This is a genomic window from Leptothoe sp. ISB3NOV94-8A (genome assembly GCF_043421595.1).
GTDB lineage: Bacteria > Cyanobacteriota > Cyanobacteriia > Phormidesmidales > Phormidesmidaceae > Leptothoe > Leptothoe turfae.
In genome coordinates, this window is the sequence record NZ_JAXSQW010000001.1 from 3,922,909 (window position 1) to 3,939,651 (window position 16,743).

At 49.0% G+C, this 16,743-nt stretch carries 11 protein-coding genes; 5 read left to right on the forward strand and 6 right to left on the reverse strand.

Translation table 11 applies throughout. The annotated features are described in order from the left end of the window. Window positions 1-19: 19 nt before the first annotated feature. The 5 genes from cysC to SPB21_RS16550 all read right to left on the reverse strand — a co-directional run bounded on the left by cysC (window position 20) and on the right by SPB21_RS16550 (window position 7,058). Window positions 20-562, reverse strand: a complete 543-nt coding sequence (cysC, locus tag SPB21_RS16530; RefSeq protein ID WP_006515466.1) for an adenylyl-sulfate kinase — start codon at window positions 560-562, stop codon at window positions 20-22. Between the two features lie 207 nt (window positions 563-769). After that, the gene (locus tag SPB21_RS16535; RefSeq protein WP_163670381.1) at window positions 770-2,569 is read right to left on the reverse strand and encodes an SLC13 family permease; all 1,800 of its coding nucleotides are present in this window, start codon (window positions 2,567-2,569) and stop codon (window positions 770-772) included. A gap of 490 nt (window positions 2,570-3,059) precedes the next feature. After that, a complete protein-coding gene (locus tag SPB21_RS16540; RefSeq protein ID WP_163670379.1) occupies window positions 3,060-4,214 on the reverse strand; it encodes an AI-2E family transporter in 1,155 nt (384 codons plus the stop codon). 40 nt (window positions 4,215-4,254) lie between these two features. Further along, window positions 4,255-5,622, reverse strand: a complete 1,368-nt coding sequence (locus tag SPB21_RS16545; protein ID WP_499867182.1) for a TldD/PmbA family protein — start codon at window positions 5,620-5,622, stop codon at window positions 4,255-4,257. After that, window positions 5,619-7,058 (reverse strand): TldD/PmbA family protein, encoded by a 1,440-nt coding sequence (locus tag SPB21_RS16550; protein WP_163702040.1) that lies wholly within the window; start codon window positions 7,056-7,058, stop codon window positions 5,619-5,621. Before SPB21_RS16550 ends, SPB21_RS16545 begins: the two co-directional genes overlap by 4 nt. A gap of 234 nt (window positions 7,059-7,292) precedes the next feature. Here SPB21_RS16550 and SPB21_RS16555 point away from each other — a divergent pair, with 234 nt between their 5' ends. Continuing rightward, the gene (locus tag SPB21_RS16555; RefSeq protein ID WP_163670373.1) at window positions 7,293-7,739 is read left to right on the forward strand and encodes an Lrp/AsnC family transcriptional regulator; all 447 of its coding nucleotides are present in this window, start codon (window positions 7,293-7,295) and stop codon (window positions 7,737-7,739) included. 151 nt (window positions 7,740-7,890) lie between these two features. Continuing rightward, window positions 7,891-8,496: a LysE family translocator gene (locus tag SPB21_RS16560; protein ID WP_499867183.1), complete on the forward strand. Its 606-nt coding sequence runs from the start codon at window positions 7,891-7,893 to the stop codon at window positions 8,494-8,496. A 20-nt stretch (window positions 8,497-8,516) separates the two neighbouring features. Here the strand turns inward: SPB21_RS16560 and SPB21_RS16565 are convergent, their stop codons facing one another. Beyond that, window positions 8,517-9,116 (reverse strand): hypothetical protein, encoded by a 600-nt coding sequence (locus SPB21_RS16565; protein ID WP_163670369.1) that lies wholly within the window; start codon window positions 9,114-9,116, stop codon window positions 8,517-8,519. A gap of 125 nt (window positions 9,117-9,241) precedes the next feature. On the opposite strand from SPB21_RS16565, the gene SPB21_RS16570 reads away from it, so the two are divergent. The 3 genes from SPB21_RS16570 (at window position 9,242) to SPB21_RS16580 (ending at window position 16,195) form a co-directional block, all read left to right on the forward strand. Continuing rightward, on the forward strand, window positions 9,242-9,916 hold the full coding sequence (locus SPB21_RS16570) for a Uma2 family endonuclease (protein ID WP_499061708.1): 675 nt from the start codon (window positions 9,242-9,244) through the stop codon (window positions 9,914-9,916). Window positions 9,917-10,056: 140 nt separating this feature from the next. Then, window positions 10,057-11,748 carry an AAA-like domain-containing protein gene (locus SPB21_RS16575; RefSeq protein WP_499867184.1) on the forward strand — a complete coding sequence of 564 codons (1,692 nt, stop codon included), beginning with the start codon at window positions 10,057-10,059 and terminating at the stop codon, window positions 11,746-11,748. Window positions 11,749-12,181: 433 nt separating this feature from the next. After that, a complete protein-coding gene (locus tag SPB21_RS16580) occupies window positions 12,182-16,195 on the forward strand; it encodes a tetratricopeptide repeat protein (RefSeq protein WP_499867185.1) in 4,014 nt (1,337 codons plus the stop codon). The last annotated feature ends 548 nt before the right edge of the window (window positions 16,196-16,743 follow it).

Sequence of the window (16,743 nt, forward strand, 5' to 3'; positions counted from 1 at the left end):
AGCAATTCGAAGAACATTTTTAAGCTGCTACAGGAGATAAGTAACCAAGCTCTTCAAGCTTGGCCATCACCTTATTTACAGACTCTTCTAGAGTCTCGTTAACAGTCTCACAATTAACCTCGGGGTTTAGTGGCTCTTCATAGGGGTCGCTAATGCCGGTAAAGTTCTTAATTTCACCAGAACGAGCCTTTTTATAAAGGCCTTTTACATCACGCTGTTCGCACACTTCAACCGGTGTGTTGGCATACACTTCTACAAAATCGCCAATGCGCTGACGGACCTGATCGCGCACTTCACGGTAAGGAGAAATTGCTGAGACCAACACAATCACACCGTTGCGAGTTAGCAGGTGAGATACAAAACCAATGCGGCGAACATTTTCGTCGCGATCTTCTTTGCTAAAGCCCAGACCTTTAGTGAGATTGGTACGAACAATATCACCATCTAGCACTTCAAGTTTGGCACCAGCCGCCCGTAATTTTTTCTCTAGAGCCTGACTGATAGTAGTCTTGCCTGAGCCGCTCAAGCCAGTAAACCAAACGGTTACACCACGATGTTGCATATAAAGATACTCCTAAAAACTATATTTGAACGCTACCCATATTCATGCAAACGTATTATACGTTACTAATCTTCATAAAGGGGTAGCTTAAGTAACGCTCCATGCTTTGGCGACTCTACGATGACTCCATAAGAGCTTAATCCGTTTTTGGTTCTTAGCTGTATAAATAACAAACTACTCACCCAAAATTGTAAACGCATTCGTTTACTAGATGCCGTAGAGCCAAATTGCCAGCGGTGGTGTCACTAGAGCCAACAACAGACTCAGAGGTCCTCCCACCCTAACAAAATCCAAGAAGCGATAGCCTCCTGCCGTATACACCATGGTATTCGTTTGATAGCCGATGGGAGTCATAAAACTGTTGGAGGCAGCAAAGGTGATCACAAACATCACCGTGAACACGTTAAGGCCTAGCTCTGAAGCCACCCTTAACCCTACTGGCAAAAGCAAAATAACAGCTGCACTGTTCGACAAAATGCTAGAGAGCACCGTTGTCAGCACATATAGCGCGCTTAGTAACCCATAACCTGATAGACTCCCGCCTATCGAAATAAGTTGCTGGGCTAGCAAAGCTGTTGCACCAGAGCTTTCCATGGCGGTTCCCAGAGGAATTAAACACGCCAGTAGAAAAATTACATCCCACCGTACTGCCTGATATAGTTCTCCAGGTTTTAGACAGCCGGTCAGGATCATCAGCATCACCCCTGCCAGGGCTGAGACCAAAATATTAATGGGTGTAAATGCTGCAACGGCAACTACACCCACACCAATCCCCATGGCTAAGTTAGCTCGATCAGATCGCAGACTTTCCAGATCGCGCTGCTCTAGGACTAGCAAGTCGCGACTAGTTTGCAAACCCAATAAGCTCTGCTTAGGCCCTTGCACTAGTAGCAAATCGCCAAACTTCAGCCGCACCTTGCCCATACGCTCACGCACCAGATCTTGACCTCGACGAATCGCCAAAACTGTCACATTGTAGCGCTGACGAAACCGCAGTTCCTTCAAAGTGGAGCCAACTAAATTGGAATTGGCAATGACTAGCGCCTCGGCGACGCCCTCTTGCCCTGAACTCAAGTCTGCCTGCCAGGACTTTTGTCCAAATTGCACATCGGGCAAAATTTCGATACCTTCGCCATCACGGATTTTCAGCAAATCATGCTGTCTAGCCCGCACCAGCAAAATATCCCCCGCACATAAGGACTTATCCCCCAGGGGCTGAGGAAAATGGTTGTCGTTACGGATAATTTCCAGGACATCTAGGTCAAACCGACGCTGTAGCTGACTTGACTGTAGTGTCTGTCCCACCAGACTGGAGCGGGGGGTGACAACCACCTCACTCACGTACTCTTTAAGGCCATATTCCTGGCTCAGGCTATTGCCAGAAACATCGCGATTGGGCAACAGGAACGGAGCAATAAATGTGAGATACAGCAATCCCACCACAAATATGACTGCTCCCAATTCCACAAATTGAAACAGGGAAAATTCGCCGTAACCCAACTGGTCTGACAAACCACTGGCCAATACGCTAGTCGATGTACCCACAACCGTCAGCATACCGCCCAGGATTGTGGCAAACGATAAGGGCATCAGCAGCTTTGATGGGGAAATACGATGCTGTTGGCAAAAGTCTTCAATGATGGGCAAAAACACGGATACAACCGCTGTATTGTTGATCAGACCAGAGATGGGACCCACAATGAGGCCCAATGCAAAAATCTGACGGCGGCAGGTTTTGCCCCCCCACTGAATCAACCAATTACTGGCTTGCTGTAGCGCTCCAGTGCGAGCAATGCCGGCACTCAGAATAAACATGGCCATTACCGTGATGGTGGCTGAGTTACTAAATCCAGCAATACCTTCTTGGGGACTCACTAGGCCTAGAACCATCAGAGCCACCATCACACCAAGGGCTGTGATGTCTGCTGGCAACCATTCCACTATGAATAGCAGTAGGGCAACCGCAGTTACCCCCAGAGTCATAAGAATTTGAATATCAATAGTCATACATCGCTAGCCAGACCAATAACGAGTAAGCCTTAGCGTGAAAAATTACTTAACTATAAGAAAGTCGAGAATATATATCAGCCAGCCCTACGGAGTAGAAAATCTACAAAACCCTTCTACCTTAGGACTTAAGGGAACATATGCCCTCAATAATTTGACATGCCATAGAGGGTAACCATGACAAATTATCCAACCTAAGGTTAGGGTCTTTGGTTAAATTACGGCAAGATAAACAAACTATTGCAGGCGACATTAACTCATCACATTAACTTAATGTAGACCGCTGCTAATTTAGGGACACTTCCAGCTGCTTATTCACTATTTTCTAGGAATTTACAGAGGCACACACCTAGAGTCAGCAGAGCCTGACGTATGTACGAACAGTGAGTTTGTAGCACAAGTCGTCCGTATCAACGGAACTTCATCAGAGCCTCACAGACAGGGTGCTCCAAAAATTGATGGCGTTCGACACTAATTACACAGGGTTTAGTTAGCTATCCGCCTGAAACGCAGCTAATTCTGGTAAAGCTCCACTGCGGCGCTGCTGCCGTTCAGCAATCAGCTTGGGACGCAGATATAGGTTTTCAAGCAGCACAGCACCTCCAGCAATCCAGGGAGGAACGATTAATGCACCAATAATGCCTAAGACCTGGGCCCCGCCCAAAACCGCCAGTAGCTGATACAGGGGATGTACTCCCACAGAGGAGCCTACGAGCAATGGATCAAGGACATAGGTCTCAAGATTTTGCGCCACAACATATAGCAAAAGCACCCATAAAAACGTCCAGCCGCCTTGGGGAATAGCCACTAACAGAGCTGGCACGGCCCCTAAAATTGGCCCTAAAAATGGGATCAAATTGGTGATGCCTGCGATCGCACCTAGCCCCACTGCTAAATCCCTTAAACCGAGTAAACTCAGCCCCACACCAGTGGCAACGGACAGCAACGCCGACACCACAATCCGTCCCCGCAAATATCCCCCAATCCGCTGCCCCATGGGAGGTACCTGGGCCAAAATTCGCTCATCCCATGGACTCGGCAGCAAGCGGGTCAAGTTTTTGATCAGGGTACGACTGTCAGCCACCATGTAGCCCGACACAAATAGGGCCAACACTAAACTCAGCACGCCCCCCAAAATGCCCGTGGTTACCCCGTAGGAACGAATCAGCAACTGCTGACTCGACTTAATCGTCCAGCTAATCAAGCCCTGGACATCAATTAGCTGGGTAAAAAGTTCATTAGTGGTTAAGGCCTGAGTATCCGTAAAGGCCGTCAGCCAAGCATCTGCTTCATTGAGTAACCCTCTGATCGCCACCGGCAAGCGGCGAATGATCCGTTCTACCTGTTCAAATACCGTTGGGCCAATCAGCAACCCCAGCAAAACCAGGCCACCGATCAACGTGAGATAGACCAAGATTACCCCCAGCCAGCGAGGGACTCGATAGCGTTCAGCCCAGTCAACAACAGGAGCAATTGAACAGGCCAGGACGACTGAAATCATCACCAGCAGCAGTAAACTTTTGAGTTGCCACAGTAGAACCAATAATGGAATGGCTGCTATTAACAGCACAACACTACTGACAGAGATGGTTAACCGCTGAGGTGAATTATTAGCTGAGCTTTCGGCCCAGGATTCTTTGGCCATAAAGTGGCAATAGGGTGCAGTGTTTTTAGTCTACTGGCCTTTATAACGTATAGGTAAAATCATCCGCCAACACACCCGGTACACGACTATCCCCCAGACTGCGCTGGTCATAGGTATCGATACTGGAAATGGTTTCTTGAAAATCAGTCAGATCAATCAGACCATCGCCAAAGCATTGATACAGGCTTTCATCAAACCGCAGATTTTCAATGGGAGCAACAATTTCCCCATGTTCTACCCAGAAGCAAGCGTAGCGAGTCATGCCCGTCACCCGAGCATTGGGGTGATCGCTCCAGTTTAGGTAGTGCAAATTGGAAAGATATAGCCCTCGATCCAAGCTGGATAGAATTTTGTCAGCCGCCAATTTTCCCGGCAGAATCTCGGGGGCACGCAAATGCTCACCACGACTGGCGTAATTGGAGGGTGTCTGGTACTCCTTAGCGCTACGGGAACTGACCAAACTATTGACCAACTGCCCCTGCTCAATAATGGGCAACTGTAGGGGGGCTACTTCACCATAGGTATTAAATCGAGGCGTATTAGCCTGATGAAAATTTTCCCGCAGGTTAAATTTAGGCGAAAGTTGACGCTCGCCCTGACGCAATAGGCAAAATGCACTGTTGCCCTGCTGCAGGTCGGCTTCCCCCACACCGCCCCAGGAAAACATGTGGAGTAATTCAGCCACAGCCGCTGGTGCAAGATAGGTGCGATACTGCCCCCGCTCAATGGTTTTGGCCGGACGGCTCATCATGGTCAACTGCTGTTTAGCCTGGTTGATTTTATCGATGAACTGGGCCTGCTGCCATTGGCTACCGGCAAAGGTGCCTTTGACAGCGCGATTTTGAGGATCAAATAGAGAGAAATCCAGACTGTAGCTGGTGCTCTCAAACCAGTGATGCTGACCGGCAGAATCTGCATACCCTCGGAAGATGAGGCCACCAGCATAAATACCTGTGAAATCCAGGGATTGGACCGGATCGAGCAGGGTGGATGCGATCTCATCGGCTGCCAACAGCTCTCCCTGATGGACAGTGCGACTGCTGGCTGACCCCGTAGGCAACACCAAAAACGGATCAACCGGCAACTGAGGCACCATGGCCTGCAAATCGTCCAATGCCGTTTTTAGCAACGGCCAGTCAGTTTCAAAATCTCCCACAAAGGGCACCGTCGCTGACGCTATACGATCGGTCTGCATCAGGGTCAAGGTCAGATTGCCATCGCTTACCTGCCCCGTTTGCCGCACCCGGGCCCGATTAAACCGAGTGAACTGACTATCTTCACCACTGATGGTCAAGGTGTAATGATTAATGGTCGCATGGGCAGAGGCTAACGCATCAGCCAGCTGACCAAAAACACATTCCTTAGTCGTCACTGATTCTGCAACTGTTTCCGCTACAACACTGCTCATACCGCACCCCCAAACACTTCAATATTGTCAAATGCACACATCGGCGAACCATGCCCCACCCGAATCAGCTGATTGGGTTCTCCCTTGCCACAAAAGGGGGTGCCATACATTTCCCAAGTGTTGCGATCGCCCACCTGGGAAAGACTGTGCCAAAACTGCGGTGTGACAGAGCGATAGTTAGGGTTCTTGATGGTGCGAGTCAGCTTGCCATTCTCGATCAGCTTGCCGTACTCACAACCAAACTGAAACTTGTGGCGTTGATCATCAATAGACCAGGAACGATTGGTCTCCATGTAGACGCCGTGCTCAATGCTGCCAATGATTTGCTCAAAGGAGCGATCCCCCGGCTCCAAATTAATATTGGCCATGCGGTCAATGGCGGGTCGATTCCAAGAGGACGCCCGGGAATTAGCCACCCCTGGCACCTGGGAACGCTGCTGGCTTTCCAGCCCCCCCAAGCCTCGCTCCAGTTTACCCCCACAAATCAAATACTCACGGGTAGCCCGAGTACCCACATCATCAAAGCCATAGCTGGCAAGCTCACCGGGCACGGTGGGATCAAAGGTGACATTCATCAAGGGGGAGCCATACTCCAAAGAGCCAAAATCCTCCAATTTGATAAAGCTGCCCCCGGCATAGTTACGTTCATCCCCCAAAATCCGATCCAGCTCTAAGGGATGCCCAATGCTCTCGTGAATTTGCAGCATCATCTGATCGGGGGCCAGCACCAGGGTAGTGGCCACATTGGGGCAATTGTCTGCATCCAACAGCTCCACCGCCTGTTCTCCCACCTGCTGCACCCGCTGCCACAGATCTAAATCTGGAAATAGCTCCCAACCCCCTTGATAGCTATGGGCTAAATAGCCATGGTCAGTGCGCAGTTGTGTGGTCGGCCCATCTTGGGCAATAGTGCCAAAGTGGGTCTCTACTAAGTAGTCACGCTGGTAAATCTCTGAACCATTGCTGCTGACAAACCAGGTCTCAATATCATGGCTTCTAGCGGATGCACTGGTCTGAGCAATCTTGTCAGAGACCTTCAGGCGATCGCAAACCTGCAGCAAAATTTGATTGAGTTCAGCGGGAGATAGGGCATCCAACCCTTTGCGATGGGGGGATACATAATTCCCAGTAGCTTTGGGTCGGGCAGCTGTTGTAAACCTGTGGACTGCCCAGGTACTAGCCGCAATGGCCTGATGGTAGGCAGACTCAATAGCCCTGGTCAGGGCAGCCGCCGAGAGATCATTGGTGGCGCTGTAGCCAAATTGCCCTTGAGCCAGCACTTCCACCATGGCTCCATGGCCAAATTGTTGAGTGTTGCGTTCCGGATGTGAATCGCGGATAGCACAGGACTTAGTTATATCTTTGACGGCACGAATACCGATCCAGTCGGTAGAGACCGTCGTAGCTGTGACGACGTCAGAAAGGAATTTAAACATATTTTCTCGGGTAGTGCAGACCAGGCGTAAAGCAATCCTGCGTACTACACCCTGTCTTGATAGTAGTAATTCTTACTCATCCAGCCCCTCAATGGGGGGGCAGACCCTCTACCAGCAATCACCTCTTTTTAAATTATTTAAGAAAAATCCAAATTAGTCTTAATTTAAAAATAAAAAATAGATTTATACTTAAAAAAACAAGGTAAAACCAAAAAATACTTAAATACATTTTTAATGGACGACCTTGACAGCAAAATTTTAGGGGCATTGATGGTGGATGGTCGGGTGACGTGGTCTGACCTGGCTTCTCGTTATGGGGTGTCATCACCCGCCATTAGCGAACGGGTACGGCGTTTAGAAAAACGCGGCATTATTCAGGGCTATCGAGTGGTGGTTGATGCGGTGGAACTGGGCTATGACATCACGGCGTTTGTGGCGGTGGTATTGGAGCATCCGCAATATCGCCAGGGTTTTTTGGACTATGTCCAGGGGACACCTGCCATCCAGGAATGCCATCACGTAGCGGGAGATGGGGATTATCTACTGAAGGTGCGGTGCGGCAGGATGGCTGACCTGGAGCAGATTCTCAGTGAGGACATTAAGGGACTGCCAGGAATTTTGCAGACGAAGACATCGATTGCGTTATCGACGGTGAAGGAAACAACGGCGTTGGCGGTTTAAGGCGGGGCGAGGTTCGATGCAGGGCACCCACAAGGGGAGCCCCTACAGGGATGTCTCCTCTGAGAAACCATTCGATATTGGGTCTATGCGATGCAGGGCACCCACAAGGGGAGCCCCTACGGATTAATCGATAAATTTGGGGTGTATTGCCATGATTTCTTTGTTTTTGCGAGGTTTAGTGTTGGGGATATCGATTTCGGCCCCCGTCGGTCCGATTGGGTTGTTGTGTATTCGGCGCAGTCTTTCCTATGGGACCATTACAGGCTTGCTGTCGGGGTTAGGGGCGGCAACGGCGGATGGAGTGTATGGTGCGATCGCAGCCTTCGGCCTGGCCTTTATCTCCAATTTCCTAACGAATCAGGCCCGGTGGCTGGGCATCATCGGCGGCCTATTTCTCTGTTATCTAGGCATCACCACATTTTTGAGTAAACCCGCCGAGAAAACCACAGAGACTAGCCGCACTGGCTTAGCCGGAGCCTATCTATCCACATTTGGTTTGACCTTAACAAACCCAGCCACGATTTTATCCTTCGTGCTATTGTTCGCTGGCTTTGCCCCGACAGGACTGGACTATGGCCAGGCAGTAGTAATGGTCGGTGGCGTATTTTTGGGCTCGGCTCTATGGTGGCTGATTCTAAGCAGTGGGGTATCTCGCTTACGCCATTGGCTAACACCTGGGCGATTGGTTTGGGTAAATCGTGTGTTTGGGGTATTGATTACCGGGTTTGGGATTGTTGCCCTAAGCTGGCGGGGATAAGGCGAGGAAAACAACAACGACTATGATGCCATCCATACTAGGGATGCCAAAATTTGCTCAACAGGAGGTAAGGCATATACGGCCAAATCAATGGTGACCATGGATTCTGTAAGGGACAGAAACTGCCACTGAATTCCATTACTGATACTGCCGTAAATGGTTGCAATCTCATTTCCCTGATCTTGATTAAACCGCTGGGCCGCTACCATTTCAGCAATACATGGACCAAAACCAGTTTTAAGATCCGTTTTCTTCGCTTCGACCACAATAATGGCAGGCGCTTCAATTTCAAGTACTTCGGTCGAGCGGGTGATGAGGAAATCACATTGGCCATTCAAGCCAACGGTTTCATCAACATTAAAGTCTTCTCCTGAAAATAGACTGACGTGGCGATCCAGGTAACGGCGTACTTCTAATAGGACAGGGTAGATAATGCCTTCAGAGCGGGCTTTCTCGCTGCCGGATGTAGCGACAATCGGCAGGCTTTCTTGGAGATAACCCGCAAGGATAGCAGATGGAGTAATATCGTCGAGTTTTGGTAAAAATCGCTTACCTTCAACCACAGTGAGGTCAAAGGCCATTTTTACACTGGCAATGGTTTTGAATTGACTGTAAGCCACAAAATTCGCCCTGCTTAACAGCTCCATTTTATTAGATGGGCTTAGAATTCCTGTCTATCCAGCAAACGGCCAAGCTCTAACTGGTGCAGTTAAACTAGAGTACAGGCTATTTTGAGGCCAGACCTATGGTTCAGCAGCTAATCTCCGACAGTCAGCTTCCTGAGCAATACCCTGACAGCGATGGGCAACCCATGGCCGACAATACGAAGCAGTTCCGGTGGATCGTAGTAATTAAGGAAAATCTGGAGCGGCTATTTGCGGGTAATGCAGATGTCTTTGTTGCCGGGGATTTGCTGTGGTACCCGGTGGAGGGGAATCCAAAGCTACGTCAAGCACCGGACGTAATGGTGGTGTTTGGTCGTCCAAAAAGAGATCGGGGATCTTATCGGCAGTGGTTAGAAGATGGCATTACGCCCCAGGTGGTGTTTGAGATTTTGTCACCGGGGAATCGCTCTGGGGAAATGCTACGGAAGCTGAATTTCTATCAGATGCATGGTGTGGAGGAATATTACATTTACAACCCAGATGATAATGAACTGACCGGATTGCAACGTTCGGGAAAGGCACTACAGTTAGTTAGTGATATGCGAGGCTGGATAAGTCCGGCCTTAGGTATCCGGTTTGAGCTAACGGAAGAAACGTTAGAAATTTATCGGCCTGATGGGGAACGGTTTTTGACCTACGTGGAGTTGGGAGAACTGCTAGAAGCTGAACGGAAACTCAGGCAAGCAGATCAGCAAAGGATTCAGGCATTAGAAGAAAAATTGCGGGAATTAGGGGTGAATCCAGAGTCGTTGTAAAAGTACCCCTGGGGGTAATAGACGACCATTGGAAAGCTGTATCAAAATTTTTAGTTAAGCTGTCGAAAATATTTTTTCTCCAGAGACTAGAGTAAAGACAGATACCTGCTCCCCATTAGCCCCCACTTTTGCCAAGTACCATGGCAGCAAAGACGATCCTGATCCTGACGGCAAATCCTTCGGATACTAGCCGTTTGCGGTTAGACGAAGAAGTTCGCGAAATCCAAGCAGGATTAAACCTATCCGCAGAACGGGACAGCTTTAACGTAGTGTCCCAATGGGCCACCCGCCCTGACGATCTACGGCGTGCCCTGCTCAAGTACCAACCCCAAATTGTTCATTTTTCAGGCCACGGTGCTGGCGCAGCAGGACTGCTCTTAGAAAATGACACGGGCGAGACAAAACCCGTTAGCAGCATCGCCCTATCGCGTCTATTCCGACTCTTTACAAGTGTAGAATGTGTGCTGCTTAACGCCTGTTATTCGCAGCATCAAGCAGAGGCCGTGGTGGAGCATGTGGACTATGTGGTCGGCATGACCAATGCCATGGGAGATAGGGCCGCCATTGAGTTTGCCGTTGGTTTTTATGATGCCCTGGGCTATGGCCATCCGGTGCCCTTTGCCTATGAAGTTGGCCTATCAGCCATTGCGTTAGAGGGCATTGATGAAGTTGCCACCCCCATTCTGAAAATACGCAAAGGGTTAACCGAAAAACTCGATGAGTCTCCAGAGCCCCAAACATCAAAGACTAACAATAAAGCCAAACCTGAGCTTGAACCAGAAACTAAGCAACGTTCTGTTGCTAAAACTGCTAAACCCATCACCCTTGAAGAACCAGAGGGACTAGTACCCTTAGATTCACCTTTTTATATAGAACGGCTGCCCATTGAAACCGACTGTTATGAAACCGTCGTCAGACCAGGGTCTCTGATTCGGATCAAGGCCCCCCGACAGCTAGGGAAAACATCACTGCTGGTCAGAAGCATGGCCCATGCCAGGGCACACGGGTTTGAGACGGTGCGCTTAAGCTTTCAAACCTCTGACAATGAAACCCTGAACGACCTGGATGAGTTTCTCCAGTGGTTTTGCTGCAGCGTTACCGAAGAGCTGGATTTAGAAGATCGGCTGACGGACTATTGGAAAGGAGCGCGAGGCATCGTCCGCCGATGTCAACGCTATTTTGAACGCTACTTGTTGAAGGAGCTGGAGCAACCGCTGGTGTTAGGCCTGGATGAAGTGGATCAGGTGTTTGAGCATCCCGAAATCGCCACAGACTTTTTTGGCATGTTGCGGGTATGGCACGAAGAAGGTAAAACCAACCCCATATGGCGCAAGCTCAATCTGGTAATTGTCCATTCTAAAGAGGTGTACGTTCCCCTCAGCATTAACCGTTCCCCCTTTAATGTGGGGTTACCCCTTGAACTACGGCAGTTGAACGCAGACGAAATCGAAACCTTGATTGCTCGGCATCAGCTCAGTCTTTCTGCCCATCAAAAACAGCAGCTAGTGGAATTGGTGGGGGGACATCCATATCTCATGCGGGCGGCCCTTTACCAGCTGGCGCGAGGTCGCATGAGTTTGACTCAGCTGATGGAAGAAGCACCCACTGAGGGTGGTTTATACAGCGATCATCTGCGGCGGCATTTACTTAATCTGGAAGCGGATTCAGCTTTGCTCAGGGCCTTTAAGCAAGTGATTCCCAGCTATCAGCCGGTACAGATTGGCTCCACAGAAGCCTTTAAGCTGCACAGTATGGGGCTGGTGAAATATGACGGCAATGCAGTGGTGCCGTTATGTGGTTTATACCGGCAATATTTCCAATCGCGGTTGTGAGGTTAAACAATTGAATATGCGGCAAATCCCTGATAGGACATCGTTGAGTAAGATCCTCCCCTTTATAAGGGGAGGTGCCGAAGGCGGAGGGGTCTTCGATCGTTGGCGAAAGTTATCCAGCCCCCTCCGTTGGTTCCCCTTACGAAGGCGGTGTACATACATCTCGAAAGGGAGTTCACAATCTTGCATTACCCCCCTTAATCCCCCCTTGGTAAGGGGGGAAACTCCGGTCCTCCCCCTTGGTAAGGGGGAGTTAGAGGGGGTTAGACAACCGCGAACGCTAGGTTCCAGGACTTATGTGTACACGGTAGCCTTGCGAAGGGGAACCGTTGCCAAAATGAGCGATTGTGATAATTTTCCAGACCTTGGACTTCATTCAAGATTCAGCATTCGTTAAACGATTACTTTCCTGATGCACACCCCCTAAAAGATCATGGCTGAGTATCGATATCAAGTGGGCGGTAGCCTGCCGCCAGATGCCCAAACCTATGTTGAGCGTGCGGCAGACGAAGAGTTTTACCGGTTGCTTAAGGCTGGGGAGTTTTGCTATGTACTAAACTCACGGCAGATGGGTAAATCTAGCCTGCGGGTGCGCACGTCTAACCGATTGCAGGCGGAAGGGGTGGCCTGTGCGTCTTTGGATGTGAGCGGCCTGGGTACCACTACTATCGAACCGGCGGAGTGGTATTTCGGCATTATGGATAGCCTGGTGGATCGATTTAATATCGATGGGCTAGATCCTGGCTTTGATCTGGATGACTGGTGGGAGGAGAACCATAATCTTCCCCCAGTGCGCAGGTTTGGTAAGTTTCTTAGCCATGTGCTGCTGCGGACAGTGGCCCAGCCCATGGTGATTTTTCTAGACGAAATTGATAGCGTTCTCAGCCTGGAATTTGATGCGGATGATTTTTTTGCGGTTATTCGAGAGTGTTTTAACAATCGCGCGGATAACCCTGACTATAATCGCCTGACATTTGCCCTGATTGGGGTGGCTACACCGACAAATTTGATCCAGGCAAAAGAACGGACACCGTTTAATATTGGTCGAGCGATTCAGCTAACGGGGTTTACGCTTGATGAAGCGGCTCCACTGCTGCCGGGGTTAAGAGAGAAGGTAAGCGATCCAGAAGCGGTGTTGCGGGCGGTGCTGCACTGGACGGGAGGACAACCTTTTTTAACCCAGAAGGTATGTCAGTTAGTGATTCAGGCGGTGGAACGCACAGCAGAACAACCCACAGCTGATCAGCTGGTGGCCCAGGTGGTGCATACCCACATTATTGACAACTGGGAGATGCAGGATGAGCCGCCCCATTTAAAGACAATTCGGGACCGGTTAAGGGAGAATTCACGGGCGGGACAGTTGTTGAGCCTGTATCAGGAGATTGTGGAGCGGGGGCATATCGCTGTAGACGGCAGTGCTAAGCAAATGGCACTGCGGCTGTCGGGGCTGGTGGTGGAGCGGGATGGCAGGTTGCAGGTGTATAACCCGATTTACCAGACGGTGTTTACCCAGGACTGGATAAGGGATGCGTTGGTGAGTATTCGACCCTATGGGGAGAAGTTGGAGGCGTGGGTGACGGGCCCGCAGGATACTTTGTTGTTGCAGGGGAAAGAGCTGACCGACGCGCTAGATTGGTCGGAGTCGCGTAGTTTGGGGAAGCAGGACTATGAGTATTTGGTGGAGAGTCAGAAGCTGGGGTTGCGGGCTGAGTTGGCAGCAGTGCAGGCGACAGTGGCACAGCAGACGCAATTGTTGAATACGAAAAATAAGGCGATTCAGCGGGCAGATGATGAGTTAGCCAATGCTAAAGCAGACCTCAGAAGGGTACGCAAGCGGACTCGACTGTCGTCAATACTGAGTGTTGGCCTTATAAGTCTATCTGTGTTTGGTGCCGTATTGGCTGGGAAAGAAGCTTATGCAAAAGGCGCAGAAGCACGACAAGCTGTTGAGGAAACTCGCACTGCCAAGAAAGAATTAAAAGAAGTAGAAAACGAACGCAACAGATTAGAGAATAAAAACACACTTTTAGTTGACAGCAATAAAACTCTTAATAACGAGAAAAACAAACTGGAGGAAACCAATAAAGAATCAGTAGCTGAGGCAAAGACTGCTCAAGCTGAGGCAACAGCTGCCAGGCAGGAAGCAGCCACTATTGAGTCTCAGGTTTCTGGATTAACTCAAGATTTAACAAATAAGAATAATCAACTAGGAACAGTACAAACAAAACTTTCTAGTATTCAAACTGAGTTTAATCGAGTAACACAGGCAGTAGATGCCGCACAGAGGGCACTTGGTCAAGCAAATGAAGATCTTGAAAGTGCAGAAAAGGCTCGTAGTATTGCCGTCAATCAAAGAGAACAGGCTCAGGAAGCCATTCGTTTTTCCATTGGTTCCTTAGGCATTCAGCGGTTTAGAAATACTTTTTATGAGCTGGGTGGTTTACAAAAAGCCATTAGCTTCCTCAATGATGGTTTAGAAAAAACTCAAGAGACTCAAAATAAACGAGGAGAAAGCTATGTGCACGGAAACTTGGGCGAAGTTCATAACGTTTTGGGGCAATATCCTCAAGCTTTAGAATTTCACGGAAAACATTTAGAAATTGCCATAGAGATTCAAGATAGGCAAGGAGAAGGACAAGCCCTGGGCAATAAGGGCGAAGTGCTTTATAACCAGGGTAAATATTCCGAAGCTTTGACATATCATGAACAACATTTAGCAATCACCCGTGAGACAAAGGATAAATTAGGTGAAAGTCAGGCATTAATGCACCTGGGACGGGTACATTTAGCGACGGGTAAACCGGATCAGGCCTTAGAAATCCATCAAGAGAGTTTAGAAATTGCTATCGCTATTAAAGACCAATTTGGAGAAGGTCAGATTCGTAGCTATATGGGGGATGTTTATGATTTTCAGGGTAAGACAGCAGTAGCCCTGGAGCAGTATGCACAGTCTATTGCTATTGCTAAAGCTGCTCAGGACAGTGTTGGCGAAGCAGAAACCTGGAGAAAGATAGCTGACATTAAAAAGCGCCAGGGCAACTATGATGAAGCATTTAATGACTATGAGTATGCGCAAGTACTGTCTAGAGATGCTGATGATATCAAAGGTCTGAGTGATAGTTTGCGCGGTGTGGGTCAGCTTAGGGCTGAGCAATTTAACTATGATGCTGCGCAAGAAAACTATCGGTTGGCTATAGATAAATTGTCAGAGTTAGGAGATAAGGCTGGTGTTGGAGATATGCACCTAACCATTGGAGGGTTGTACGAAATTCAGGGACAGTATGCCTCTGCTTTGGACGAATATCAAAAAGCTCTAGATATTCATCAGTCAATTGATAATCGACACGGTGAGGCAAAAGCTACAAATTTAATTGGAGGTATCTATTGGCGTCGGTCTGAATATACAACAGCTTTAGACCTTTACGAACAGTCCTTGGCCATTCGGCGCGAGGTGGGCGATCGCGCGGGCGAAGGAACCACCCTTAACAACATTGGCACTGTCTATCGCGCTCAAAGCAACTATGCTAAGGCATTCAGCTATTACGAACAGTCCTTGGCCATTACGCGCAAGGTGAGCGATCGCGCGGGCGAAGGAACCACCCTTAACAACATTGGCTTAGTCTATGACAATCAAGGCAACTATGCTGAGGCACTCAGCTATTACGAACAGTCCTTGGCCATTCGGCGCGAGGTGGGCGATCGCGCGGGCGAAGGAACCACCCTTAACAACATTGGCGCTGTCTATGACAATCAAGGCAACTATGCTGAGGCACTCAGCTATTACGAACAGTCCTTGACCATTCGGCGCGAGGTGGGCGATCGCGCGGGCGAAGGAACCACCCTTAACAACATTGGCTTAGTCTATCGCGCTCAAGGCAACTATGCTGAGGCACTCAGCTATTACGAACAGTCCTTGGCCATTACGCGCGAGGTGGGCGATCGCGCGGGCGAAGGAACCACCCTTAACAACATTGGCTTAGTCTATGACAATCAAGGCAACTATGCTGAGGCACTCAGCTATTACGAACAGTCCTTGGCCATTCGGCGCGAGGTGGGCGATCGCGCGGGCGAAGGAACCACCCTCAGCAATATTGGCTTCCTTTATGATGACCAAGGAGAAGATAAAACAGCGATAACTTATTATCAACAAGCTCTTTCCATCGCACAGGAACTAAACCTTCCTTCTACAGTAGCGTTTAGAACCTATCTAATTGGCACAGTTTACGTTGAACTTGCCCGTTATTCAGAAGCCCTAGACACTCTTCAACAAGCATTTTTCATTATGAAAGAGTTAGGCCAGGAAGACCTTATGCAACGGGCTCAGCGTTGGATGACAGATGCACTCAATGGCATTCGCAACACTTCTGTTAGTGAGCATCAACAACAATGTCAGACAGTTAGCCAAGCCACGGGTATTCCCCTGATCGAGCTTTGTCCACCAGAGTAGAAGTTTTGCCAATGCCACAATGCAAGACGCCGTAGGTTGCGGTTGAGGCACGAAACCCAACACTTCCAACCACCATCGTCATTAATATGACACCCAACATTTTTTATACAATCACCATTTGGAATTATCGGCTATGTTGGGTTGCGCAAGATTGAGATTCCGCATAGCACATTATTCATCCAACACAATCACCATTTGACGGCACACCGTAGGTTGCGGTTGAGGCACGAAACCCAACACTTCCAACCACCATCGTCATTAATATGACACCCAACATTTTTTATACAATCACCATTTGGAATTATCGGCTATGTTGGGTTTAGCAAGATTGAGATTCTGACATAAAGTGTTTATTTTGGCAGCTCAACCGCAACCTACGATTTCGGATATCGTTGGCTTCGTCGGGTTTCGCAAGATTGAGATTCCGGTATAAAGCGTTTATTCTGGTGGCTCAACCGCAACCTACGATTTCGGATATCGTTGGCTTCGTTGGGTTTCGCAAGATTGAGATTCCGGCATAAAACGTTTATTCTGGTGGCTCAACCGCA

Coding starts and splice junctions, on each gene's coding strand:
- cysC (WP_006515466.1), bottom strand. CDS start 562: ATGCAACATCGTGGTGTAACCGTTTGGTTTACTGGCTTGAGCGGCTCA.
- SPB21_RS16535 (WP_163670381.1), bottom strand. CDS start 2,569: ATGACTATTGATATTCAAATTCTTATGACTCTGGGGGTAACTGCGGTT.
- SPB21_RS16540 (WP_163670379.1), bottom strand. CDS start 4,214: ATGGCCAAAGAATCCTGGGCCGAAAGCTCAGCTAATAATTCACCTCAG.
- SPB21_RS16545 (WP_499867182.1), bottom strand. CDS start 5,622: ATGAGCAGTGTTGTAGCGGAAACAGTTGCAGAATCAGTGACGACTAAG.
- SPB21_RS16550 (WP_163702040.1), bottom strand. CDS start 7,058: ATGTTTAAATTCCTTTCTGACGTCGTCACAGCTACGACGGTCTCTACC.
- SPB21_RS16555 (WP_163670373.1), top strand. CDS start 7,293: ATGGACGACCTTGACAGCAAAATTTTAGGGGCATTGATGGTGGATGGT.
- SPB21_RS16560 (WP_499867183.1), top strand. CDS start 7,891: ATGATTTCTTTGTTTTTGCGAGGTTTAGTGTTGGGGATATCGATTTCG.
- SPB21_RS16570 (WP_499061708.1), top strand. CDS start 9,242: ATGGTTCAGCAGCTAATCTCCGACAGTCAGCTTCCTGAGCAATACCCT.
- SPB21_RS16575 (WP_499867184.1), top strand. CDS start 10,057: ATGGCAGCAAAGACGATCCTGATCCTGACGGCAAATCCTTCGGATACT.
- SPB21_RS16580 (WP_499867185.1), top strand. CDS start 12,182: ATGGCTGAGTATCGATATCAAGTGGGCGGTAGCCTGCCGCCAGATGCC.